Source organism: Achromobacter deleyi, from assembly GCF_016127315.1.
GTDB classification, from domain to species: Bacteria; Pseudomonadota; Gammaproteobacteria; order Burkholderiales; family Burkholderiaceae_B; genus Achromobacter; species Achromobacter insuavis_A.
Genome location: NZ_CP065997.1, coordinates 5,951,659 through 5,974,842 on the forward strand (window position 1 = coordinate 5,951,659; position 23,184 = coordinate 5,974,842).

19 protein-coding genes are annotated in these 23,184 nt (G+C 68.5%); 4 read left to right on the top strand and 15 right to left on the bottom strand.

Annotated elements, in window-relative coordinates:
- Positions 1-4: 4 nt before the first annotated feature.
- On the bottom strand, positions 5-1,198 hold the full coding sequence (locus tag I6I07_RS26790) for an efflux RND transporter periplasmic adaptor subunit (protein ID WP_420094526.1): 1,194 nt from the start codon (positions 1,196-1,198) through the stop codon (positions 5-7).
- A gap of 336 nt (positions 1,199-1,534) precedes the next feature.
- On the opposite strand from I6I07_RS26790, the gene I6I07_RS26795 reads away from it, so the two are divergent.
- Entirely contained in the window at positions 1,535-2,440 is a 906-nt protein-coding gene (locus tag I6I07_RS26795) for a LysR family transcriptional regulator (protein WP_006394388.1), read from the top strand.
- 89 nt (positions 2,441-2,529) lie between these two features.
- Here the strand turns inward: I6I07_RS26795 and I6I07_RS26800 are convergent, their stop codons facing one another.
- On the bottom strand, positions 2,530-3,261 hold the full coding sequence (locus I6I07_RS26800) for a pseudouridine synthase (protein WP_198484391.1): 732 nt from the start codon (positions 3,259-3,261) through the stop codon (positions 2,530-2,532).
- A gap of 132 nt (positions 3,262-3,393) precedes the next feature.
- Here I6I07_RS26800 and I6I07_RS26805 point away from each other — a divergent pair, with 132 nt between their 5' ends.
- On the top strand, positions 3,394-4,014 hold the full coding sequence (locus I6I07_RS26805) for a chorismate--pyruvate lyase family protein (RefSeq protein ID WP_198487684.1): 621 nt from the start codon (positions 3,394-3,396) through the stop codon (positions 4,012-4,014).
- Positions 4,015-4,033: 19 nt separating this feature from the next.
- On the opposite strand, the gene I6I07_RS26810 is transcribed toward I6I07_RS26805, so the two are convergent.
- The 9 genes from I6I07_RS26810 to ggt form a co-directional block, all read right to left on the bottom strand.
- A complete protein-coding gene (locus I6I07_RS26810; RefSeq protein WP_198484392.1) occupies positions 4,034-5,449 on the bottom strand; it encodes a DHA2 family efflux MFS transporter permease subunit in 1,416 nt (471 codons plus the stop codon).
- A gap of 48 nt (positions 5,450-5,497) precedes the next feature.
- Complete coding sequence (locus tag I6I07_RS26815) at positions 5,498-6,196, bottom strand: SDR family oxidoreductase (protein WP_198484393.1); 699 nt, start codon at positions 6,194-6,196, stop codon at positions 5,498-5,500.
- Positions 6,197-6,319: 123 nt separating this feature from the next.
- Positions 6,320-6,919 carry a TetR/AcrR family transcriptional regulator gene (locus I6I07_RS26820; RefSeq protein ID WP_198484394.1) on the bottom strand — a complete coding sequence of 200 codons (600 nt, stop codon included), beginning with the start codon at positions 6,917-6,919 and terminating at the stop codon, positions 6,320-6,322.
- A 170-nt stretch (positions 6,920-7,089) separates the two neighbouring features.
- Positions 7,090-7,626: a YaeQ family protein gene (locus I6I07_RS26825; protein ID WP_198484395.1), complete on the bottom strand. Its 537-nt coding sequence runs from the start codon at positions 7,624-7,626 to the stop codon at positions 7,090-7,092.
- Positions 7,627-7,746: 120 nt separating this feature from the next.
- Positions 7,747-9,606, bottom strand: a complete 1,860-nt coding sequence (locus I6I07_RS26830; protein ID WP_198487685.1) for a dipeptide ABC transporter ATP-binding protein — start codon at positions 9,604-9,606, stop codon at positions 7,747-7,749.
- Positions 9,607-9,620: 14 nt separating this feature from the next.
- Entirely contained in the window at positions 9,621-10,499 is an 879-nt protein-coding gene (nikC, locus tag I6I07_RS26835) for a nickel transporter permease (RefSeq protein ID WP_198484396.1), read from the bottom strand.
- Positions 10,496-11,440: an ABC transporter permease gene (locus I6I07_RS26840; RefSeq protein WP_116522644.1), complete on the bottom strand. Its 945-nt coding sequence runs from the start codon at positions 11,438-11,440 to the stop codon at positions 10,496-10,498. Before I6I07_RS26840 ends, nikC begins: the two co-directional genes overlap by 4 nt.
- 75 nt (positions 11,441-11,515) lie before the next feature.
- A complete protein-coding gene (locus tag I6I07_RS26845) occupies positions 11,516-13,030 on the bottom strand; it encodes an ABC transporter substrate-binding protein (protein ID WP_198484397.1) in 1,515 nt (504 codons plus the stop codon).
- 34 nt (positions 13,031-13,064) lie between these two features.
- Positions 13,065-14,693, bottom strand: coding sequence for a gamma-glutamyltransferase (gene ggt, locus I6I07_RS26850; RefSeq protein WP_198484398.1), 1,629 nt, complete (start codon positions 14,691-14,693; stop codon positions 13,065-13,067).
- Positions 14,694-14,800: 107 nt separating this feature from the next.
- Between ggt and I6I07_RS26855 the strand changes: the two genes are divergently transcribed.
- Positions 14,801-15,703 carry a LysR family transcriptional regulator gene (locus I6I07_RS26855; RefSeq protein ID WP_061071564.1) on the top strand — a complete coding sequence of 301 codons (903 nt, stop codon included), beginning with the start codon at positions 14,801-14,803 and terminating at the stop codon, positions 15,701-15,703.
- 105 nt (positions 15,704-15,808) lie between these two features.
- Here the strand turns inward: I6I07_RS26855 and I6I07_RS26860 are convergent, their stop codons facing one another.
- The 4 genes from I6I07_RS26860 to I6I07_RS26875 form a co-directional block, all read right to left on the bottom strand.
- Positions 15,809-17,989: a phosphocholine-specific phospholipase C gene (locus I6I07_RS26860; RefSeq protein ID WP_198484399.1), complete on the bottom strand. Its 2,181-nt coding sequence runs from the start codon at positions 17,987-17,989 to the stop codon at positions 15,809-15,811.
- Positions 17,990-18,026: 37 nt separating this feature from the next.
- Positions 18,027-18,197, bottom strand: a complete 171-nt coding sequence (locus I6I07_RS26865; RefSeq protein WP_198484400.1) for a hypothetical protein — start codon at positions 18,195-18,197, stop codon at positions 18,027-18,029.
- A gap of 21 nt (positions 18,198-18,218) precedes the next feature.
- A complete protein-coding gene (locus tag I6I07_RS26870; RefSeq protein ID WP_198484401.1) occupies positions 18,219-20,210 on the bottom strand; it encodes an alkaline phosphatase family protein in 1,992 nt (663 codons plus the stop codon).
- 216 nt (positions 20,211-20,426) lie between these two features.
- A complete protein-coding gene (locus tag I6I07_RS26875) occupies positions 20,427-22,382 on the bottom strand; it encodes a PhoX family protein (protein WP_198484402.1) in 1,956 nt (651 codons plus the stop codon).
- Between the two features lie 369 nt (positions 22,383-22,751).
- Here I6I07_RS26875 and I6I07_RS26880 point away from each other — a divergent pair, with 369 nt between their 5' ends.
- On the top strand, positions 22,752-23,060 hold the full coding sequence (locus tag I6I07_RS26880; RefSeq protein WP_232625761.1) for a hypothetical protein: 309 nt from the start codon (positions 22,752-22,754) through the stop codon (positions 23,058-23,060).
- Positions 23,061-23,184: the final 124 nt, after the last annotated feature.

Sequence of the window (23,184 nt, forward strand, 5' to 3'; positions counted from 1 at the left end):
CTGACTACTGCTTGGCCGCCGCGGCGCCCGCTTGCGGTTGCTGCGCCGGCTTGGCGCCGGCTTCAGTGGCAACCACCTCGACACCCGGGCGCACCATCTGCACGCCTTCCACGATGACCTTTTCACCGGCCTTCAGGCCGTCGGTGACCAGCCACTGGTCGCCGATGGCGCGGTCGGTCTTGAGTTCACGCAGTTCCACTTTGTTCTCGGCATTGACCACCAGCGCCGTCGGCAGGCCGCGCTGGTTGCGCGTCACGCCGCGTTGCGGCACCAGCAGGCCGTCGGCGGCGACGCCGTCGACCAGGCGGGCGCGCACGAACATGCCCGGCAGCAGGCGGCGGTCCGGATTGGGGAACACCGCGCGCAGCGTGACCGAGCCGGTGCCCGGATCGACCGTGACTTCGGAGAACTGCAGCTTGCCCTGCTGGGTGTATTGCGACCCGTCTTCCAGGGTCAGCGTGACCAGCGCGGCCTGCTCGCCCTCGGCCTTCTTGAGCTGGCCGCTGGACAGCGCATTCTGCAGGCGCAGCAGCTGCACGCTGGATTGCGTCACGTCGACGTAGATCGGATCGATCTGCTGCACGGCGGCCAGCGCCGTGGCCTGGTTGGCCGTGACCAGCGCGCCCTCGGTGACCGAGGAACGGCCGATGATGCCGTCGATCGGCGACAGCACCTTGGTGTAGACCACGTTGATGCGCGCGGTGTCGAGCGCGGCCTTGGCGGACATCACGTCGGCGACGGCCTGGTCGCGCGTGGCGACGGCGTTGTCGTAGGTCTGCTGGCTGACGGCGCGGGTGGCCACCAGCGGCTTGTAGCGCTCGGCCAGCAGCGCGGCGGTCTTCTGCTGCGCCTGGGCGCGCGCCAGGGCGGCCTTCTGGCTGTCGAGGCTGGCCTGGTAGAGCGCGGGGTCGATCTGGTAGAGCTGCTCGCCGGCCTTGACCTCGCCGCCTTCGGTGAACAGGCGCTTTTGCACGATGCCGTTGACCTGCGGCCGCACTTCGGCGACGCGGAACGGCGAGGTGCGGCCCGGCAATTCAGTGGTGAGGGAAACCGGTTTGGTGGTCAGCGTGACGACCGTCACCTGCGGCTTGCCCGCCTGGGGCGCGTCCTGCTTCTTGCCGCAAGCGGCCAACGTCAGGGCCGATGCCGTCAGCGTAAGCACCGCCGCACCGCGCCACATCGCGTTTTTCTTGTTCATAGATTGCATTCCCGATTTCCAACTAAAAAGGTAGCCTCGAGCCCGCCCGCCGGGGCCTGCGCCCACGGGGAGACCGCGGCGGCCGCCGGACATCTGGCGGCAACAACGGCGCGACCCGGACCGTGCATCGGTTCGGCTCGTGAGGATTGACTGGGGTGTGGTTTCGCCTCAGACATTCAGGCAGGGCATCGACGCTTTGCTGCATTGCAGAATTGGCATTTTGCGTTATCCCGCCCGAGAAACAAAGAGGCATATTGAGAAAACATCATTCCAGATATGGGACAATAAATCGCCCCATCGTGTGACAGAATCCCTTCCATGAAACGTCTACAAGGCATGGAGCTCTTCGTGGAGGTGGCCAAGACGCACAGTTTTAGCCGTGCGGCCGCCGCCCTGGGAGTGCCCAAATCGACATTGTCTCGCCAGGTGGCCGAACTGGAACGGTCCGTTGGCCTGCGCCTGCTCAGCCGCACCACCCGCAAGGTGGAGCTGACCGACGCCGGCCGGCTGTACTTCGAGCGCTGCCAGCGCATCGTCGCCGAGGCCCAGATCGCCCACGAGGAACTGCAGAAGCTGGTCGACACGCCGTCGGGGCCGCTGCGGGTGAACATGCCGGCCGATTTCGGCACGGACTTCCTGGCCGAATCGTTCATGGAGTTCTCGCGCCGCTATCCCGACGTCACCTTCTTCCTGGACCTTGCCAACCCGGACCACGCACAACGCGTGTTCCAGACCTGCGATATTTCCATCGAGATCGGCGAACTGCCCGACTCGACCCAGATCGCGAGACTGCTGGGCATGCTGCCCGCCCATCTGTATGCCTCGCGGGAATACCTGGAAAAGCACGGGGAACCCAAGCACCCCAGTGACTTGACCCGCCATGAGTGCATCGAGTTCCGCGCCGAAGGCGCCGGCCGCGTCACCCGCTGGCCGCTGAACAGCGGCGACCAGCACATCCAGTTCACGCCCGGCAACCGCTTTTCCGTGAACGGCGTGGCGATGGCCCGGCGCCTGGCCATGCTGGGCGCGGGCATCACCGTGCTGGTCGGCGGCCAGACCGCCGAGCAGAAATCGGGCCAGCTGCGGCGCGTGCTGCCGGACTGGCAACTCGGACCCTTCCCGGTGTATGCCGTCACGGAAACCCGGCTGCTGCCCGCCAAGACCCGGATCTTCATCGAATTCCTGATGGAGCGCCTCGGGGGTGACGGGCAGGCGAAGGATACCGCGCCATTCATGAAATGACGGCGGCTCGGAAACAGACTGAAAAATTTGCTCGCGGCCGGTAGGCGCCGGCCCGCCATGCGCGCGGCGGCGCCCGGCCGCCGCCGCGGTCAGAAGCGTTCGTCGTCGCGCAGGTAGCGCCACTGCCCCAGCGGCAGGTCGCCCAGGGCCACGCGGCCGATGCGCACGCGCTTCAGGCCCACCACCTTCAGGCCCACCAGCTCGCACATGCGGCGGATCTGGCGCTTCTTGCCCTCGCGCAGCACGAAGCGCAGCTGGTCGTGGTTCTGCCAGCGCACCTGGGCCGGCTTGAGCGCCTTGCCGTCCAGCGACAGGCCGTGGTTGAGCAGCGCCAAGCCATTCTCGGACAGATCGCCCTGCACCCGCACCAGGTATTCCTTGTCGACGCTGGAATCCTCTCCGATCAGCAGTTTGGCCACGCGGCCATCCTGCGTCAGCACCAGCAGGCCCTGCGAATCGATGTCCAGCCGCCCGGCCACGGCCAGGCCGTCCAGGTGGCCGCGCTCGAAGCGATGCGGGCTGCGGTCGCCCGCAAAGCGCGAACGCGCGTCGATCAGCGCGACCGCGGGCGTGTAGCCCTTTTCGGCCTGGCCCGAGACATAGCCCACCGGCTTGTTGATGAGGATGGTGACGCGCGAGGTCTGGCGCGCCTGGGCGGCGCGTTCCAGCGTGATGGCCTGGTCGGGGAAGGCGCGCGCGCCCAGTTCGGACACCACTTCGCCATCGACCCGCACCCAGCCGCGCTCGATATAGCTGTCGGCCTCGCGGCGCGAACAGAGTCCTCGCTCGGACATGAGCTTGGAGATTCGTACTTTTTCCATGGGCGGTATTGTATGCGGAGCGCACCCGGCGGCCACCGGCCACGTGCCGCGCCGGCGCGGGGGCCTGCGGCAATCGGCCACAGGGGCAGGCATCGAAGCCCAGCCCCGGCCTTGGCATAATACGCAGCCATGATGACCTCAGCAGCAGCACATCGCCCTCCCCTCGCGGCTGGCTGGCTGGCCAGCGCGCCGCCGATCCTGTCGCTCACCCAGCGCCACTGGCTGTTCCGTCCCGGCGCCCTGACCGCCGGCCTGCGCCAGGTCGGCCACGTGCGCCTGCGGGTGCTGGCCGAGTATGCCGACGGCGCGCCGGCCGACGAAGCCCGCGCCATGCGCATCGCCCCCGGCGCGCCGGTGTGGGTGCGCGAGGTGCTGATGTCGGTCGACGGCATCGACAGCGTGCCGGCGCGCAGCCTGACGCCGCTGCGCGCCTCGCACGGCGCCTGGCAAGGCATGCGGCGCCTGCTGACGCGGCCGCTGGCAGACATGCTGTACCACGACAGCACCGTGGTGCGCTCGCCGTTCGCCTGCCGCCTGCTGGCGTCGCCGGTGCCGTTCCACGCCACCGCCGCCGGCGTCCTCGTCCGCAATGGCCGCGAGCGCGACGCGCAGCGCGTCTGGGCCCGGCGCTCGGTGTTCTGGCGCCAGGGCGAACCGCTGCTGGTGGCCGAATGCTTCCTGCCCGACTTCTGGGCCTTGCAGGCGGGCCGTCAGGCTCCGCCCCTGGTGCCGCACCAGCGCACCCCGCGCTGACCGCCCCGCCGCGCCGCGCTCAGGCATGCGCGGCACGCGGCCGGGTATCCACCGCCAGGCACAGCAAGGCCGTCAACAGGGCCAGGCCGACGTGGCCCAGGTACAGCGGATCGAAATCGGCATGGCTGAGCGCGCCCTTGCCCAGCAACAGCACGGTCAACGCCACGCCCAGCACGGCGCCGATCTGGCGCGTGGCCTGGTTGACGGCGCTGCCCACCGCGTAATGCTGCGGCGGCAGGCGGTTGACCGCGGCGCCGGCCAGCGACGGCAGCACCAGGCCCACGCCCAGCCCGCTCAGGATCAACCCGGGCAGCCAATGCGCCAGATAGGCGGGCTCGGCGCCCGGCACCAGCAGGAACCACAGCCCGCTGGCGGCGTACACCAGTGACCCGCCGACCAGGAACGGGCGATGGCCCAGGCGCGCGGCCAGCTTGCCGGTGATGATCGCGGTCGGCATCACCAGCAGCGGCCCCGGCGTGACCGCCAGGCCGGCCTTTGGCAGGCTGTAGTGCCAGACGCCGGTCATATAGAAGAAGAACGCGAAGAACATCATCGCGAAGGCGATGCCGAAGCTGAGCGTGGCCAGGTTCACGTAGCGATAGGTGCGGTGCTTGAACAGGGCCAGGTCGACCAGCGGATGCGGCGTGGTGCGGGCCCAGCCGACGAAGGCCGCCAGCGACACCAGCCCCACCGCCGCCACCATCCAGAGCTCGCCGCGGCTCCAGTGCGGCGATTCCGACTGCACGATGGCCAGCGCCACCGCGCCCACGGCCACCATCAGCAGGGCCATGCCGACGCCATCGACCCGGCGGCGCGCCTCGGGGCGCACCGATTCCTTGAGGCGGTTGGCGCCGAACCACAGCGACAGCGCCCCCAGCGGCAGGTTGATGTAGAAGGCCCACGGCCAGCCGGCGGCATCGACCACGAACGCCCCCAGGCTGGGGCCGACCGCCGCCGCCAGCGCGGCCACGGCGCCCCACAGGCTCACCGCCACCGAGCGCTGCGAGGCCGGGAAGGCCGCCAGCACGATCGACAGCGAGGCCGGCGTCAGCAGCGCCGCCCCCACCGCCTGCGCCACGCGCGCCGCGATCAGCCAGCCGACCGTGCCGGCCAGGCCGCAGGCGGCGGACGAGGCCAGGAACAGCAGCACCCCGATCATGAACATGCGCTTGCGCCCGTGCGTGTCGGCCAAGCCGCCGGACGGGATCAGCATGGCCGCGTAGACCACCGTGTAGGCGTTCAGCACCCACGACATGTCGGCGGCCGAGGCCTCGGGAAAGCCGGCGCGCATGGCGCTGAATGCGGCGTAGAGCATGGTCGCGTCGAGCGAGACCAGGAACACGGCGACGCTGGCGATCCAGAAGATCGGCCAGGGCGACGCGGCCGCGGACGGCGAGGCGGCGGCGGAAGCCGCGGGGGTGGCGTGGGAGTGCATGGCGGTCGGGCTTGGAGGAAACGAGGGATCGGAAGGAAAAGGAGCGGCTTACGCCAGCAGATAGGAGGCCGGGCTGGCCGACAGGCCCTGCTTGACCTGCCGCGTCGCGTCATCGGCCAGCACTTCCTCGGCGCCGGCTTCGAGGGCGTCGAAAGCCTGGACCACGACGTCCTCGGGCGCGAGCTTGGGCGCGTCCAGGTCGCGCGTCAGGTCGGTGTCCACGAAACCCATGTGCAGGCCCAGCACCTGCGTGCCCTGCTCGCGCAGTTCATGGCGCAGGCCGTTGGTCAGGGCCCAGGCAGCGGACTTGCTCATGCCGTACACGCCCAGGCGCGGCCGGTTGATCCAGCTGGCGATCGACAGCACGTTCAGCAGCGCGCCGCCGCCGTTGGCCGCGAGCACCGGCGCGAACGCCTGGGCCACGCGCAGCGAGCCCAGCAGGTTGGTTTCCAGGTGGCGGCGCGCCGACTCGATGCTGTCTTCGGCCAGGAAGCCGCCGATCGCCGCGATGCCGGCGTTGTTGATGACCAGCGTCACGTCCTTGGCCAGCGCGGCCGCGGCGGCCACGTCCTGGTCGCGGGTGACGTCGAGCTGGATGGCCTGCACGCCCGGCAGCGTGACGCTGGCCGGATCGCGCGCGCCGGCGTAGACCTTGCGGGCGCCGCGGGCCAGCGCCTCGCGGGCGAAGGCCAGGCCGATGCCGCGGTTGGCGCCGGTGATGAGGACGGTGGCGTTCTTCAATTGCATGATGGATCTCCTGGGTGCTGCGTTCGGCTGTGGCCGGTGGTGCCGGCCGGTTATATAAATATGATGATCGTCATATTTACGGTGGAAAGAATGGCCGCGCAATGCGGCCTGGGATGAACCGGGTCAGTGCGACGCTTGCCGTCCCTCGCTGTCGTATTGCGCCAGGATGGACTCGCGCGCCGCCGCCAGCATGGCGCGCCCCTGCGCGTTGTCGCCCAGCGCGCGCGCCAGCTGGATCGCGCCCACCAGGTTGCTGGTGATCGCCATGGCGGCGTGCGGCGCGGCGTCGGCCGGCAACGCGCGTCCGACCACCTCCACCAGGCCCTGCACGCGGCTGGCGGACATCTCGCGCACCTCGGGCGACTGGCGCGGCATTTCGGAGGCCAGCGCCGAAATCGGGCAGCCGCCCTCGCAACTGGCCAGGTGGGTCTCGGACAGATAGCCCTCGACCAGGGCGCGCAGCGGGCTGGCGCCTTCGGCGCGCCGGCGCGCGATGCTCTGGGTCATGCGGGCGGCGCCGTCGCGGCCGGCTCGCTCCATCGCCGCCACCAGCATGGCGTCGCGCGACGGGAAATGCGCGTAGAAGCCGCCGTGCGTCAGCCCGGCTTCCTTCATGACGTCGGCCACGCCCACGCCGGCATACCCCTCGCGGCGGATCGCGCGCGCGGCCGCGTCCACGATGCGTTCGTGCGACAGCTCTTTACGGGAAGCGGGGCCGGCCATGGTCGGGACTCCTTGAATATGATGACCATAATATAAATCCGCCCCGCGCACTTTGCACGCTTTTTTTGTTGCGGCGCACTAATTGGCCGCGGCCGCCCAGGATGGCAAACGGCCGGCCGCGGAAAACCGGGCCGGCCGTTGAAAAAACGGGGACAAAAAGCCTGGCGCGGTCAGCGCCAGATTTCGGGCTCGATGCTGACTTCGCCCTTGTCGGCCGAGAAATACACCACCCCGTCCGAGATATTGGCGTTCAGCTGCATGGTGCGTTCGGCCAGGCTGGCCAGCGCGCGGGTCTGCTCGGACGGCAGGTTGATGACCTTCAGGTTGCGGGTGCGTTCCAGCTTGTTGCGCACGCCGTCCCACCAGATCTTGCTGGCGGAGCCGCCGTAGCAGTAGATGATGACCTGTTCGGCGCGGCCGCAGGCGCGCAGGATGCGGCGCTCTTCGGGCTGGCCGACGTCGATCCACAACGTGATGGCGCCGGTCAGGTCCTTGACCCACAGGTCCGGCTCGTCGGTGTCGCTCAGGCCCTTGGTGAAGGCCAGCTCTTCCTGGGCCTGCAGCGCGTAGGCCACCAGGCGCACCATCATGCGCTCGTCGGTTTCGGAAGGATGGCGGGCGACCGTCAGCGAGTGGCTGCCGTAGTAGTGCCGATCGGTGTCGGCCACGTTGAGGTCGGCCTTGTAGATAGTGGCGCGCAGGGCCATGGCGAAAAAATCCGTTGAATGGGGCTAATGGCGAAGGCCGCCATGATACCGCCTGCGGCCGGCCGCCCCGCTGCCGGGGCGATCCGCCCGCCGGCGAGGCGGCGGGCGGGAACCTCGGGTTCAGTAGACGCCGATGGGATGGCGGGCGACGAAGTGCCCTTCCCCGACCTGCACCAGCGGCGCGACCAGCGGATCGTCGCCCAGCTTGCGCATCGGGCTGGGGATCTCGTCGACCAGCAGCGAACGCTCGCGGTGGCGGCGCTGCGGATCGGCGATCGGCACCGCCGCCATCAGCTTCCTGGTGTAGGCATGCTGCGGATTCTCGAAGATGGCGCGGCGCGGGCCGATCTCGACGATCTGCCCCAGGTACATCACCGCCACGCGATGGCTGACCCGTTCGACCACGGCCATGTCGTGCGAGATGAACAGGAACGACACGCCCAGTTCGCGCTGCAGGTCCAGCAGCAGGTTGACGATCTGCGCCTGGATCGACACGTCCAGCGCCGACACCGATTCATCGGCGATCACCACCTTCGGGTTCAGCGCCAGGGCCCGCGCGATGCAGATGCGCTGGCGCTGGCCGCCCGAGAACTCGTGCGGGTAGCGGTCGATCATCTCGGGCACGAGGCCGCACTTGTCCATCAGCCAGCGCACCCGCTCCTCGGCCTTGGCGCCGCTGGCGACGCGGTGGATCAGCAGCGGCTCCATGATGGAGTAGCCGACCGTCATGCGCGGATCGAGCGAGGCGAACGGATCCTGGAAGATGAACTGGATGTGCCGGCGCAGCGTCTGCATGGCGCTGCCGCGCAGCGCGCCGATGTCCTGGCCGTCGAATTCGATCGAGCCGCCGCGGCTCTTGACCAGCTGCAGCAGCGAGCGGCCGGTGGTGGTCTTGCCGCAGCCGGACTCGCCCACCAGCGACAGGGTCTCGCCGGGATACAGGTCGAAGCTGACCTTCTCGACCGCGTGCACGCGCTTCTGCACGCGGCCGAGGATGCCGCCGGTGATGTCGAAGGTGGTGGTCAGGTCGCGCACCTTCAGCACCGGGCCGTTCTCGCGGCGCACGGTGGACGGCGCCGCCATGGCGGGCTCGGCGGGCGCGCCAGGGCGCGCCGCGTCCTCGACCTTGAGCAGCGGGAACGGGGCCGGCTCGTCGGTGCCGTGCATGGCGCCCAGGCGCGGCACGGCCGACAGCAAGGCGCGGGTGTAGGCATGCTGCGGCCGCGCGAAGACTTCGTCGGAACCGCCCTCCTCGACCTTGTCGCCGCGGTACATGACCAGCACCCGGTCGGCCACTTCGGCCACCACGCCCATGTCGTGGGTGATGAAGATCACGCCCATGTCCATTTCTTCCTGGAGCTGGCGGATCAGCTGCAGGATCTGGGCCTGGATGGTGACGTCCAGCGCCGTGGTGGGCTCGTCGGCGATCAGCAGCTGCGGCTTGCAGGACAGCGCCATGGCGATCATGACGCGCTGGCGCATGCCGCCGGACAATTGGTGCGGATAGCGGTCGAGGATGGCGCGGGCCTCGGGGATGCGCACCCGTTCAAGCATGCGCAGCGTCTCGGCGCGCGCCGCGGCCGCGTCCAGCCCCTGGTGCAGCTGCAGCGCCTCGGCGATCTGGTTGCCGGCCGTGAAGCTCGGGTTGAGCGAGGTCATCGGCTCCTGGAAGATCATGGCCACGTCGGCGCCGCGCACGCGTTGCAGCGTGCTGTCGGGCGCGTTGACCAGGTCCAGCACGTCGCCGTTGCGCCGGCGCAGCAGCATGCCGCCGTTGACGATGCGGCCGCCGCCGTATTCCACCAGCCGCATCAGCGCCAGCGAGGTGACCGATTTGCCCGAGCCGGATTCGCCGACGATCGCCAGCGTCTCGCCGCGATCGACGTGGAACGACACGTTGCGCACCGCTTCGACGACGCGGTCCGGGGTCTTGAAGCGCACGGTCAGGTCGTTGACCTGGACGACGCGTTTGGGATCCATTGTTGCCATGATGATTACTTGTCCTGACGGGGATCCAGCGCGTCGCGCAGCCCGTCGCCCAGCAGATTGAAGCCCAGCACCACCAGGAAAATGGCCGATCCGGGGAAGATCGACATCCAGGGCGCCTGGGTCATGAAGTTCTTGGCCGTGTTCAGCATCGAGCCCCACGACGGGTTCGGCGGCTGCAGGCCCAGGCCCAGGAACGACAGGCTGGCCTCGGCGATGATGGCCGTGGCGATGGTGATGGTGGCCTGCACGATCAGGGGCGGCATGACGTTCGGGAACACGTGGCGGCAGATGATGCGCAGGTCCGAGGCGCCGAGCGCGCGGGCGCTCTGCACGTAGTCCTCGCTCTTGACCGCCAGCACCTGGCCGCGCGTGAGCCGCACGAACTTGGGCGCGGCCGACACGCCGATGGCGATCATGGCGTTGGTCAGGCTGGGCCCGAGGAAGGCGGCCAGCGCGATGGCCAGGATCAGGAACGGGATCGCCAGCAGCGCCTCGGTGGCGCGCGAGATGCAGCTGTCGGTCCAGCCGCCGAAATAGCCGGCGGCCAGGCCGAACGGCACGCCCACCACCAGCGCGATCAGCACCGACACCAGGCCGGCCATGAGCGAGGCGCGGGCGCCGTAGACCATGCGGCTGAAGATGTCGCGGCCGAGCTCGTCGGTGCCCAGCCAGTAGGACGCCGACGGCGCCTTGCGGATGGTGGTGAAGCTGGTCTGGAACGGATCGTGGTTGGCGATCAGCGGCGCCAGCAGCGCCAGCAGCACGAAGAACAGCACGATCGCCAGGCCCAGCATGGCGACGTGATTGCGTTTGAACTTGCCCCAGGCGCGATTGCGGCTGCGGGGCGGCGTGACGGCAGCGGCCGTTGCGGGAAGTGCGCTCATGCGTGCCTCAGGCGGGGGTTGACCAGGATGTAGAGGATGTCGGCCAGCAGGTTCATCAGGATGAAGCCCACCGCGACGCAGAGCACCACGCCCTGCACCACCGCGTAGTCGCGCGTGAAGACGGCATCGACCACCAGCTTGCCGAAGCCCGGAATGGTGAAGACCTGCTCGGTCAGCACCGCGCCCGCCAGCAACTCGCCGAACAGCAGCGTCACCAATGTGACGATCGGCATCAGCGCGTTGCGCAGCGCGTGCCGCAGCACCACGCGGCGCGGCGACACGCCCTTGGCGCGGGCGGTGCGCACGTAGTCGGCCGACAGCGCCTCGAGCATGGCCGACCGGGTGTGGCGCATGAGGTAGGCGGCGATCGCGGTGGACAGCACCAGCGACGGCATCAGCATGGTCTTGATCGACAGCCACAGGTCCTCGGTCGGCGAGACGTAGCCGGAGGCCGGCAGCAGCTTCCATTGCACCGACACCACCATGATGAGGATGATGCCGAGCCAGAAATTGGGAATCGACATGCCTGACAGCGCGGCGATGTTGGCCCCCATCTCGACCGGCTTGCCCTTGCGCACGGCGGCCACGATGCCCATGGGAATGCCCACCAGCAGCGCGAAGAACATGGCCATCGCCGCCAGCTGCAAGGTCACCGGCAGCTTCTGGGCGATCAGCGTGGTCACCGGCACGTCGGTGCGCAGCGACTTGCCCAGGTCGCCCTGCAGCACCTGGCCGGCCCAGGCCGCGTACTGCATCGGCAGCGGATCGTTGAGACGGTATTTGTCGCGCAGGTAGTCCAGCACGGCGGGATCGCGCTCTTCGCCGGCCAGGGTCAGCACCGGATCGCCGGGCAGGATTTTCTGCAGCATGAAGACGATCATCGACACCAATATCAGGGTCGGTATCGCGACGATCATGCGGCGCAAGATGAGTTTAAGCATGTGGAAAAACCGTAGAAAACAAAAGGCCACGCGCGCGTGGCCGGCGGGCGCGGCGGCGAACCGCCGCGCACCGATTTACTTCTGCGCGAACGTCACGCCCTTCAGGCGGATCATGCCGTCCGGGTACGGCACGAAGCCCTTGACCTTCTTGGCCAGCGCGAACGGCCACGGCTGGTAGTAGTTGTACACGCCGGGCAGCTCGTCCTGGATGATCGTCTGCGCCTGGTCGTAGATGGCGCGGCGCTTGGCCTCGTCCGGCACCGTGCGGGCCTCGTTGAGCAGCTTGTCGACTTCCGGGTTGCAGTAGTGGCCGTCGTTGAGCGCGCCCTTGCAGGTCACGAAGGTGTGGATGTTGCCGTCCGGATCGACCCGGCCCGACCAGCCCAGCATCACCACCTGGAAGTTGCCGCCGGCCGATTCCTTCTGCAGCGCGGCGTACTCGGTGGGCCGCAGCGACAGGTCGAAGCCGGCCTCGGACGCCATGGCCTGGACCATCTCGGCCACCGACGAGGTGGTGGTGTTGTTGCCGAACATGACCTCGGCCTTGACGCGGTCGAAGCCGGCCTGCTTGAGCAGCGCGCGGGCCTTGGCCACGTCGCGCTTGGTCACCGGGAACTTGTCGCTGTGGTAGGGACTGGCGGGCGGGAACGGCTGCTGCGCCGGTTCGAAGATGCCGCCGCCGGCCACTTCGTTGATGGCGTTGCGGTCGATGGCCAGCTGGAACGCCTGGCGCACCAGCTTGTTCTTGAACGGGTTGTCTTCGGCGCGCTTGCCGTTGCCGACGTTGAACATGAATTGCTGGAAGCCCAGGCCGGCCACCGGCGCGAAGGTCAGGCTGGCGTCGTTCTTGACCTGCGGCGCGTCGGACGGGTTCAGGCGCTCGAGCAGGTCCAGGTCGCCGGCGCGCAGGTTCGACAGGCGCACGGTGGTGTCCGGGATCGGCAGGAAGGTGATGCGCTTGAAGGCGTAGTCCTTGGCGTCGTAGTACTGGTCGAATTTCTCCAGCACGACGCGGTCGTTCTGGATGCGCTCGACGAACTTGTACGGACCCGAGCAGATCGGCTTGCGGCCGACCGCGGCGACGTCGGCATCGGCGAACGACTTGGGCGACAGCATCATGCCGGCGCGGTCGGACAGTTGCGCCAGCAGCGTGGCGTCGGGCTGCTTGAGCGTCAGCACCAGCGTGGTGGCGTCGGGCGCCTCGACCTTGTCGACCGAGCCCAGCTCGCCCTTGCGCAGGCTGTCGGGCAGCGTCATGGCGCGTTCCAGGTTGGCCTTGGCGGCCGCGGCGTCGAACTTGGTGCCGTCATGGAACAGCGCGTCGTCGCGCAGCTTGAAGGTCAGCACCTTGTTGTCCGGGCTGAACGACCACGAAGTGGCCAGTTGCGGCACGAAGTGCAGCTTGGGATCGATGTCCACCAGCTTGTCGCACAGCGAGGTGAAGACGATGCGGCCGACGTAGGTGCGCGCGCGGTGCGGGTCCAGCACGTCCGGATCTTCCTGCAGGCCGATGCGGATGTTCTGGGCGCAGGCGGCGCCGGCGGCCAGCGCCAGCAAGCCGGCGCCGAAGGTCATGGTCAGGCGTTTCATTGTGTTTATTCCCCTTGTGGCTGCAATGCGCAGGTCAGAAGCCCACGGCCTGGCCGTCGCGCCGGCTGTCGCTGGCGGCGACGTAGCCGAGCTCGTTGTCGCTTTCGGACATGCGCCAGATGAATTGTCCGGCGCCGAAGTCCATGTACGGGTCGTCCACGGACTTCAAAGCATGCCCGAGGTCTTTCAGGCCCGCAATAGTGGAAGCCTTCATATTGGTCTCGATATCCAGCGAGAAATCGCGGTTGACCTTCCAGCGCGGCGCGCAGCAGGCGGCCTGCGGGTTCTGGTGGTAGTCGACCATGCGGATCACGGTCTGCAGGTGGCCCTGGGGCTGCATGTCGCCGCCCATCACGCCGAAACTCATGACCGGCTTGCCGCCGCGCGTCAGGAAGCCCGGGATGATGGTGTGGAACGGCCGCTTGCCGCCCTCGACCACGTTGGCCGACTTGGGATCCATCGAGAAGCCGACGCCGCGGTTCTGCAGGCTGATGCCGGTGCCCGGCACCACCACGCCCGAGCCGAAGCCCATGTAGTTGGACTGGATGAACGAGATCATCATGCCGTTCTCGTCCGCGGCGGTCAGGTAGACGGTGCCGCCGGCGGCCGGACGGCCGGCGCCGAAATGGGTGGCGCCGTCCAGGCGGATCAGCTTGGCGCGGCTGTCCAGGTAGTCGTCCGACAGCATCTGCTCGGGCGTGACCTCCATCGAGCGCGGGTCGGCCACGTACTTGTACAGGTCGGCGAAGGCCAGCTTCATGGCCTCGATCTGCACGTGCTGCGACTGCACCGAATCGACCGGCATGTCGGCGATGTCGAAGCGCTCGACGATGCCCAGCGCGATCAGCGCGGCGATGCCCTGCCCGTTCGGCGGGATTTCGTGCAGCTCGTAGCCGCGGTAGGACCGGGAAATCGGCTTGACCCACTCCGGCCGGTAGCCGCGCAGGTCTTCCAGCGTCATGGCGGCGCCGCATTCCTGGCTGAAGGCGGCGATGCGCTCGGCCAGCTCGCCTTCGTAGAAGTCACGGCCCTTGGAGGCGGCGATGCGGCGCAGCGTGTTGGCCGCGTCCGGGAAGCGGAAGTGCTCGCCGACCTTGGGCGCGCGGCCCTCGGGCATGAAGGCCTGGGCGTAGCCCGGCTGGTTGCTCAGCTCCTTGGCGGCGGCGGCCCACTTGTGCGCCACCACCGGCGGCACGGCGTAGCCGCGCTCGGCGATCTCGATGGCCGGCTCGAACAGCTGCTCGAAAGGCAGCTTGCCGAGCTTTTCGTGCAGCGCGGACCAGCCGGCCACCACGCCGGGCACCGTGACCGCGTCCCAGCCGCGCTTGGGCTGGATCGCCAGGCCGTCGGCGCCGACGCCGTGCTTGCGCTTGAAGTATTCGACATTCCAGGCGGCCGGGGCCACGCCCGACGAATTCAGGCCATGCAGTTCCTTGCCATCCCAGACGATGGCGAAACAGTCGCCGCCCAGGCCGCAGGAGACCGGCTCGACCAGCACCAGGGTGGCGGCCGCGGCGATCGCGGCGTCGACCGCGTTGCCGCCCTTGAGCAGCATGCGCAGGCCGGCCTGGGCCGCCAGCGGGTGCGAGGTGGACACCACGTTGCGCGCGAACAGCGGAATGCGGATGGAGGGATACGGGTTGACCCAGTCGAAGGATTTCATGGCGCCTGTCTCACATATAGGTAAGCAGGCGAAGGTACTCCCGTGATCTAATTAAATCAATTTGATTTTTTGTTCAGTCATAAAAGAATTTTTTGTGAATTGACCCCATGAGCACCATCCGATTCCTGCGCACTTTCCTGGCCGTCGCCCACCATGGTTCGTTCTCCGAGGCGGCCGAGCAGGTGGCCCTGACGCAGGCCGCCGTCAGCTTCCAGATGCGCTCGCTGGAGGCCGAGCTGGGGCGCGAGCTGTTCGATCGCAGCGGACGCCTGGCCATCCTGAACGCCGCCGGCCGGGAATTGCTGCCGGAAATCAAGCACTTGCTGGATTTATACGACCGCATGCGGCTGCCGCGCACGGTGCCGGGCGAACTGGCAGGCTCGGTCTCGGTGGGCAGCATCGTGTCCTGCATGGGCACGCTGTCCAAGGTGGTGTCGGGCATGAAGAAGTCGCACCCCAAGCTGGACGTGCGCATCCTGTCGGGCAAGGCCAGCGAACTGGCCGGCAAGGTCGAGGACGGCGAACTGGACGCGGCCTTCCTGGTGGAGGCCGGCCGCAAGATGGCCAGCACCCGCTGGACCCCGCTGTATGAAGAGCCGCTGGTGGTGATCGCCCCGCCCTCGGCCGCCGGCCGCGACGCCCGCCAGGTGCTGGCGGGCAATCCGTTCCTGCGCTTTGACCGCACCCAGCGCACCGGGCTGCAGATCGACCGGCTGCTGCGGCGCCTGGCGGTGCCGCTGGACGAATTCCTGGAGTTGAACGCGATCGAGACCCTGGTCGAGCTGGTGCGCCAGGAGGTCGGCGTGACCCTGCTGCCGCTCATCAACGGCTCGAACTGGAGCGACAGCCCGCAGCTGCGCATCCTGCCGCTGCCCGGCGACCTGGGGCCGACGGCGCGCGCCATCGGCATGCTGGAGCGGCGCGAGCACGCCCGCCAGGGCATCACGACAGCCATCTGCGATGCTTGCGCCGCGGCGTTCCGGGCGCGCGAGCCGCAGGCCGCCGCGTAGCCGGCCCGCCACTCGCAAGAACGCCCCGCCTCGCCTCCCGGGCGGGAGCGAGGCGGGGCGTTGCGCCCGACGCGGCCGCCACCGGCCGCGCCGCGGGTGGCGCGCTTACTGGCCCATCGCCGGATCGGTGACTGACGGCTTGCCCGTCTCCACCCGGCCGGCGAAGCGGCGGATGTAGGCCGGGTCCTCGTTCAGGCGCGCGGTGAAGTCGAACCAGGCGCCGCTGGCCTTGAGCGACCACGATTGCTCGACCTGGCTGCCCGCCGGCACCGTCAACGTCCACTTCTCATTGTTGGTGTAGTAGGCGTTGGGCGTGACGACGAAGGTGCAGGGTTTCTTGCCGTTGTTGATGAAGCTGGTGTAGACGTCGCCGTTGGCAATGTCGTAGCAGACCCGGATTTCCGCGCCCAGCTCCTCGGTGCGGGCCAGCGCCAGGTCGCCGGCGAAATGGCGCAGGTAGCCGTTCGGGCCCATCACCCACAGGTCGTACTTGCCGCCATCGGCGGCGGCGTCCCAGCTGCCTTCGAGCTGCTTGCCGGGCTCGACCGCGTAGCGGCGCGGCAGGCGGTCCAGGTGCAGGCGGTCATAGACGTGGAACACCGCGGCGGCGGAGCCGGTGTTGGCGAACACCAGCCACATGGCGCTGGTGCCGGGCTGGGCGCGGCCGCTGGTGTGCAGTTCGTAGGGCAGCGCGCGCGAGTAGCGCACGCCGGTTTCCTGCTTCGGCTTGGCCTGGGTGGCGGTGTCCGGCAGCGGCACCTGCGCCAGGGCCTGCTGATCGGCGCGGGTCTGGTCGGCCTGGGCCTTGGTCAGCAGCGTCAGGTCGGGCAGCTGTTCGTTGTTGGGCGTGGCGAAGTTGAAGGCCGAGGTCAGGTCGCCCAGCACCGCGCGGCGGTAGGCGCTGATGTTCTTTTCGGCCACGCCGAAACGCGCTTCCAGGAAGCGCAGCACCGAAGTGTGGTCGAAGGCCTGCGAATTGACCCAGCCGCCGCGGCTCCAGGGCGAGACGATGTACATCGGCACGCGCGGGCCGGGGCCGTAGACGCGGTTGTCGGCCGCATCCTGCTGCGACGGCTTGATGTGGCGCTCCAGGTCGGTGTTGATGGTGGAGGCGCCCGCCATCGAACCGTCCGGGTTGAGCGACGGCGCGGCCGGCGACGGCACGTGATCGAAGAAGCCGTCGTTCTCGTCGAAGTTGACCAGCAGCACGGTCTTGCTCCAGACGTCCGGATTGGCCGTCAGGGCGTTGAGCGTTTCCTGGATGTACCAGGCGCCCTGCACCGGGCTCGACGGGCCGGGGTGCTCCGAATAGGCGGCGGGCGCCACGATCCACGACACCTGCGGCAGCGAGCCGTTCAGCACGTCGTCGCGGAAGCCCTGCAGCAGGCCGTTATCGCTGGCCATGGTGTTGGCCACGCCCTTGTACAGCGGATTGGCGGCGTCGGCCGCGGGCGTCCAGGCCGGCGGGCTGGGGTTGCCGGCGGTGGGGTCGTTGCCGGACAGCTCATAGGCCTTGCGGAACTGGCGGAAACCGGCCAGCGGGTTGTCGGTGAAGTTGTCGGGCAGGTTCTGGTAGACCTTCCAGCTCACGCCGGCTTCCTGCAGGCGCTCGGGGTACGTCTTCCAGGTCCAGCCGATGGTGGACGCGCCCAGGCCGTCCCACTGGTTGCGGGTCGAGGGGCCGTTGCCCTGCGCCAGCGGATCGTTGGTGCCGGTCCAGTGGAACAGGCGGTTGGTGTTGGTGCCGCCGTGCGAGGCACAGTGGTAGGCATCGCACAGCGTGAAGGCTTCGGCCAGCGCGTACTGGAAGCCGAGTTCCTGGCGCGTGTAGTAGCCCATCGACTGGTTCTGCTTGTAGCGCGGCCATTGGTACAGGCGGCCGCCGTCCCAGGCGTTCTGGGCGTCGAGGTAGTCGTGCGGGGTGCCGGACACGCGCTGGGCGTTGCCCTTGGTGCTGTCCAGGTGATACGGCAGCACCACGCGGGTGCCGTTGGTCTGTTCCCAGACCGAGCGGTTCTGGGGCAGCGGCACCGTGATGCGGTCGCCGAAGCCGCGCACGCCCTTGAACGAGCCGAAGTACATGTCGAACGAGCGGTTCTCCTGCATCAGGATGACCACGTGCTCGACGTCATTGATCGTGCCGGTGCGGTTGTTGGCGGGGATGGCCAGCGCGCGGCGGATGGCCGGCGGGAACATCGACAAGGCGGTCAGGCCGGCGCCGGAGGCGGCGGCGTTGCGCAGGAAGCGGCGCTTGCCGGCGTGGATCGGGTCTTTATGGGACGTCACGGATGCGATTCCTTGAATTCTGAAAAATGGCGCGGCGTCAGGGCGCGCAACGCAGGAGAGGCTTGGCCGGCTGGGTCGGCGTTTCAGGCTGGCTGCCAGCGTTGTCGTCGTCGTCCTTGTCGCCGCCGCAGGCGGTCAAGGTGGCGGCCACCATCAGCACGGCGCCCAGGCGCAGGAACGCGCGCAGGATCGGGGAAGCAGTATTCATGTCGTGTCTATCCTCGGGACATCAGGGGAACAATTCGGAAACGGACTTGCCGGACAGGGCCAGCGACTTGACCTCGGTTTCGGTCAGGGCGCGCGACCAGAAGGCCAGGTCGTCGAAGTACATCGTGTAGGGGCCCTTGGTACCGGCGCAGCAGACGCCGTAGGTACCCTTGCCGTCTTCGTTCAGGCCCAGGTGCGGGCCGAACACGCCGGCGATCTGGGCGAAGTTGACGGTGCCGGTGGAAATCGAGCGGCTGAACCAGCCCATTTCCGTGTCGTAGACATAGGCGGCCATGGTCTTGGCGGTCTTGTCGATGACCATCGCCACGTAGACCGGCTTGTTGGGCGTGAACTTCACGCCGTTGATGTCGACGCGGGTGCCGCCGGCCAGGTTGAAGCGCAGCTCGGGGCCGGCCCACTGGGCGATCGTGATGCCGGGGTTGGCGCCGGAGTTGTAGTCCTTGTTGCCCAGGATCGAGCGGTCGTTGGCGGTGCCGTCGGACTGGTACCAGAAGCCGATGGTGAACGCCTGGACGCTGTCGAGCAGGCCCGCCGGGTAGTCCAGCTTGAAGGCGCCGGTCGGATCGCCCGAGCGCTGGTTCTGGAACATCTTTCCGAACACGCCGTTGTTGCTGAACGCCGGCGCCTGGACACCGTCGTAGGGCGTGATCGCGCCCCCGCCGGCGGCCTTGTCGGTCAGGTTGCCCTCGAACGGGAACAGCATCGTCAGGCCGGTTCGCAGCGACGGCAGCAGCAGCACGGGCGCCGTATACACCACGGTGGCGCGCACCGCCGTCACGGCGTTGCCGACCGAGATGGCGTAGTTCAGTTCATGCACGCCTTCGGTGGTGAACGTGAAGCCCGTATCGACATAGTCGGTGGCGGTGCCCGGCAGGCGCGCGACTTCCTTGCCGTCGCGGGTGATCACGATCTCGCCGGAGGGCGTGCCGACGCGGGTCCAGTTCAGCGACACGCTCTTGTTGTCCATCGAGGTGCGGCTGGCCGCGCGGCGCAGCGCCACCGGCTCGAACAGGGAAGCGCCCGCCAGGTCGTACTGGCCGGCGGCGGGCGACGCGCCCAGGTACGCCAGGATGGTCGGCGTGGCGTCGGCGCCGCTGGGCAGGCCGTACCAGGCGGTGTTCCAGGCGCCGTCGAACGAGGCATCGTCGGCGCTGCCGCCCAGCATCTGCGGGCGGTTCATGGCCAGCAGCGTGGTCTTGTTGGGCGACAACTGCAGGCCGTCGCTGCCGCCGGTGCGGTCCAGGCCATGGCTGGAGGCCACCACCACCAGCCAGTTCTCGTCGGGGTTGCTGCTGCGACGGCCGGCCAGCTGCGCCAGCAACGCGCCGATGGCGGCATCGGTCTGGCGCAGGGTCGCCTGGTAGCCGGCGCCGAAGCCGCCGCTCGCGGCGGCGCGTTCGGCCGCGCCGAACTGCGCCACCACCACGTCATAGCCTTCGGTGATGCGATCGCGCGCCTGGCTGGCGACGCAATCGTCGACGCCGGCACAGTCCGTCAGGCTCTGCAGGAAGCCCGCGTCGCGGTCGCCGCCCGTCAGGCTGGCCAGCAGCGACGAGTTGAATGCCGCCGCGGTGCGCGCGGCGGGCTTGGCCGTCTTCACGCGCTGGAACAGCGTCGGGGTCTTGGGCGCCTGGCCCTGCGCGTTGCTGCGCACGCCGTGCTGGTCGGCCCATTGGCCGGTCAGCAGCGTGGCCCAGCCGGGCGCCGACAGCGTCGGCTGCTGCGTGACGGCGCCGGTGACGCCGCCGGTCCACGACCGGGTCACCGTCAGTTGCGCCAGGTTGGGCATGGACTTGTCCGCCACGCCCTGGCGATAGGCGTCATAGGTCAGGCCGTCCACGCCAATGAACAACACTTTGGTGGCCGAGCCACCGCCGGGCTGCACGGCCGGCGGCGTCGACGTGTCGTCGTCGCCCTTGTCGCCGCCGCAGCCGGCCAACGCGCCCAGGGTCGCCAACGCGACGCCCCAGCGCTTCCAATTCGATACCTGCATGTTCTTTCCCTTTCGAAACCCGCTTTGTGGGTGGCCCACATAGTGGCTTCGCAAGGTGAACGACCGATGAAGCAAAGAAAGGAATCGTTGATCGACGGATCAGCTTTTTTTCCCAGTGCGACACAGTCGGCAACAAAAGCATGGGACCGGCGAGCCGGTCCCATGCACCCTGCGACGCGCCGGCCGCGGCATGCGCCGCGGCCAGCTGGCGGACGATCAGGCGCCGATCTTGACGCCGGTCAGGTAGCCGACCGACGCGCCGAAGCCGTCCTTGTAGTTGGCCTTGACCAGCGGCTCGAGCACCGGACGCACCGTGTTGAACACCGCGTTCTGCGGCGTGCCCCAGTCGGCGGCGTGCTGGAAGTTGCTGGTGATGTAGGTCCAGCCGTTGAGCTCGTCCACGGCCTGCAGGCCGGTCGATTCGGCCGCCACCGGGCACGACAGCAGGCGCGACAGCTGCTTGGTGTCGACGTTGTAGGCCCACAGGAAGTTGTTGACGTGGCCGCCGCTGTCCTCGCCCACGAACAGCGTGCGCAGCTTCTCCGAGAACTTGAGGTTGTCGGGGTTGGAGATCTTGTCGGCGTTGTGGGTGTTGCCCAGCGCGTCGACCGGCGAGATCGGCGCGCCGACCAGTTCGGCCACGGCGGCCATGTCGACCGGCACCCATTCGCTGTCGATGGCCTGGCCGGTGGTGTCGACCTGGCCCGACTTCAGGTGCAGCTGATACACCGCGCCGGCCGAGTTGGCCTGCACCTGCATGCCGGGCACGGTGCCGTCGATCATCGACTTCTCGATGCGCGACATGGCGCTGTAGGCGATCTTGTCCTTGACGTTGACCGTGGTGCCTTCCATCTTGGTGAAGCCCAGCGAGCCGCCGACCAGCGCGGCATAGCGGTGGGTCTCCAGGAACGCGGCGGCCTGGCGGCGGCCCGGCAGCAGCTTGACCCAATTGTTGCCGCCGTTGTAGCGGATCTTGGTGAAGGTGTTGTCGGCCGGATCGGCGGTGCGCACGTCCATGATGTCGGCGGCGGTAAGCTGGTCGGCCAGTTCCTTCACTTCGGCGCTGGTGGCGTGGCCCAGATTGATCCAGGTCAGGGTGGCGGCGCCCGGGCCGGTGCCCGAGGTCTGGGCCCACTTGGCCACGTACAGCGTGCCGGACGACAGGTCGGCCTTGCGGTCGGCCACGAACATGAACAGGCCGCCGTTGGTGGCGTCGTCGCCCATCAGCGCGGTGCGCTGGTCGGGCATGATCTGGACCAGCTCGTGCGAGATGCGGCCCATGCAATAGTGTTTCTTGATGCTGCCGGTGCCGTCCGGGTTGACCGTCACTTCGGGCATGTGGCCGTAGTGGTACGGGTTGGCGCGGTTGGGGTCGCCGAACAGGTTCTGGCTGTAGGCCTGGAATTGCGCGTCGGCGCGGGCCACGGTGGCGTCGGGTTCGTACTCTTCGCTGGACAGGTGGGTGTTCCACGGCGACAGGCTGGCGCCACAGGTGATCCACAGGCCATTGACCGACGAGGTGTCGACGTTGCTGTACTTGACCAGGCTGAGCTGGCCAGTGGCCGGGTCCTGCGCCAGCGTCAGCACGGCGATCGGCGACGGCAGGCGGCCGTACATGTCGGCGCCGGACTGGTCCATCGACTGGTATTCGAACTGCACCACGGCGAACAGCGTGTTGCCGTTGACGCCGGCCACCTTGGGCGCCTCCAGCTTCAGCAGCGACATGCCGTCCGGACAGTTCGAGAAGAACTGGCGCACCTTGGCGGGCACCGAGTTGTCCATGATGGGCGCGCCAGTGCTATTGAAATACGCGCCGGCGATGATGGTGCCGCCCTTGCCGTCCGGCACGGCGTCGCCGGTCATGAAGAACGGCTGGTAGCCCAGCTCGACCTTGCGGGTCGAGCCGTCGCTGAACGTCAGCACCATGGACGACCCGACCGTGGTGCGAGCCATCAGTTCGGGGGCGGCCAGCGACGGCGCGGCCATCGAGGTGAACGACGCCGACTTGAACGTCACGCCCGGCGCCGGGCTGCCAGGCGAATCGTCATCGTCATCGCTCGAATTACAGCCCGTCAACAGCGCGGCCATGCTGACGCCGCCCAGCGGCAGCATCGGCGCGCCGCCGAGCATTTTCAGAAGGCGGCGGCGGTTGGCGTGAGTCGTGTCTTGCATCGTTGTTTCCTGTGGGGTGGGATCGATGCCGCGACGCATGGCCGCAGCGTGCACGCATGCTAGAGAGACGCCATGCAAGGTTGATGACAGCGCGATGTTGGATTTTTGAAAGCACGGGGCCGGCTTATCGCGGGACTGTCATGATGGGCTGCTAGAGTCGGGCGCATCTTCGTCGTGCTGTCCGCCGCACGGTTCGCCGCGTTTATCCGCCGCGCTTTTCCGTTTGATCTTCATGCCCCTGTCCTTGCGCCTGTCCCCGCCCGCGGCCCCCGCCGTGTTCCGTGTCGTTGCCGTGCTGGCGTTGGCGGCCGGGCTGGGCGTGTGGGGCGCCGTGCTGCTCGCGCCCAAGCCCCCGCCCTGCCCGCCGCCGTGTCCGCGCCGGCCCCGCGCGCGGCCGACAACATGCCGGTGGCGCTGTGGTTCGGCCGCGATGAAGTGCTGCGCACGCAGATCAGCGTGCTCGGCGTGATCGCCGCCGGCGCCGACGGCGCCGCGGTGTTCAGCATCGACGGCGGCCCGCCCGTGGCCTGGCGCGTCGGCGACGAAGTCGCGCCCGGCGTCGTGCTCAAGGACGTCGGCGCCGACGCCGTCACGGTCGAGCAAGGCGGCCGCCCCAGCCGGCTGGCCACGCCCGCCTCGCCAGCGCCGGAAGGCGGCATCGCCAGCGCCGCCAAGTGATCCCGCGCACCTCATATTGCTGTCATATTTCATGTCCACAATCGCACGCTTCTCACTGAAATACCGGAGTCGTGAAGTGCGCCAGTCATCGCGTGGGCTCGCCCGCCAGCAAGGTTTCACCCTG

Bases quoted from the DNA above. Each gene is read 5' to 3' on its own strand.
- I6I07_RS26790 (WP_420094526.1), bottom strand. From the start codon at position 1,198: ATGAACAAGAAAAACGCGATGTGGCGCGGTGCGGCGGTGCTTACGCTG.
- I6I07_RS26795 (WP_006394388.1), top strand. From the start codon at position 1,535: ATGGAGCTCTTCGTGGAGGTGGCCAAGACGCACAGTTTTAGCCGTGCG.
- I6I07_RS26800 (WP_198484391.1), bottom strand. From the start codon at position 3,261: ATGGAAAAAGTACGAATCTCCAAGCTCATGTCCGAGCGAGGACTCTGT.
- I6I07_RS26805 (WP_198487684.1), top strand. From the start codon at position 3,394: ATGACCTCAGCAGCAGCACATCGCCCTCCCCTCGCGGCTGGCTGGCTG.
- I6I07_RS26810 (WP_198484392.1), bottom strand. From the start codon at position 5,449: ATGCACTCCCACGCCACCCCCGCGGCTTCCGCCGCCGCCTCGCCGTCC.
- I6I07_RS26815 (WP_198484393.1), bottom strand. From the start codon at position 6,196: ATGCAATTGAAGAACGCCACCGTCCTCATCACCGGCGCCAACCGCGGC.
- I6I07_RS26820 (WP_198484394.1), bottom strand. From the start codon at position 6,919: ATGGCCGGCCCCGCTTCCCGTAAAGAGCTGTCGCACGAACGCATCGTG.
- I6I07_RS26825 (WP_198484395.1), bottom strand. From the start codon at position 7,626: ATGGCCCTGCGCGCCACTATCTACAAGGCCGACCTCAACGTGGCCGAC.
- I6I07_RS26830 (WP_198487685.1), bottom strand. From the start codon at position 9,606: ATGGATCCCAAACGCGTCGTCCAGGTCAACGACCTGACCGTGCGCTTC.
- nikC (WP_198484396.1), bottom strand. From the start codon at position 10,499: ATGAGCGCACTTCCCGCAACGGCCGCTGCCGTCACGCCGCCCCGCAGC.
- I6I07_RS26840 (WP_116522644.1), bottom strand. From the start codon at position 11,440: ATGCTTAAACTCATCTTGCGCCGCATGATCGTCGCGATACCGACCCTG.
- I6I07_RS26845 (WP_198484397.1), bottom strand. From the start codon at position 13,030: ATGAAACGCCTGACCATGACCTTCGGCGCCGGCTTGCTGGCGCTGGCC.
- ggt (WP_198484398.1), bottom strand. From the start codon at position 14,693: ATGAAATCCTTCGACTGGGTCAACCCGTATCCCTCCATCCGCATTCCG.
- I6I07_RS26855 (WP_061071564.1), top strand. From the start codon at position 14,801: ATGAGCACCATCCGATTCCTGCGCACTTTCCTGGCCGTCGCCCACCAT.
- I6I07_RS26865 (WP_198484400.1), bottom strand. From the start codon at position 18,197: ATGAATACTGCTTCCCCGATCCTGCGCGCGTTCCTGCGCCTGGGCGCC.
- I6I07_RS26870 (WP_198484401.1), bottom strand. From the start codon at position 20,210: ATGCAGGTATCGAATTGGAAGCGCTGGGGCGTCGCGTTGGCGACCCTG.
- I6I07_RS26875 (WP_198484402.1), bottom strand. From the start codon at position 22,382: ATGCAAGACACGACTCACGCCAACCGCCGCCGCCTTCTGAAAATGCTC.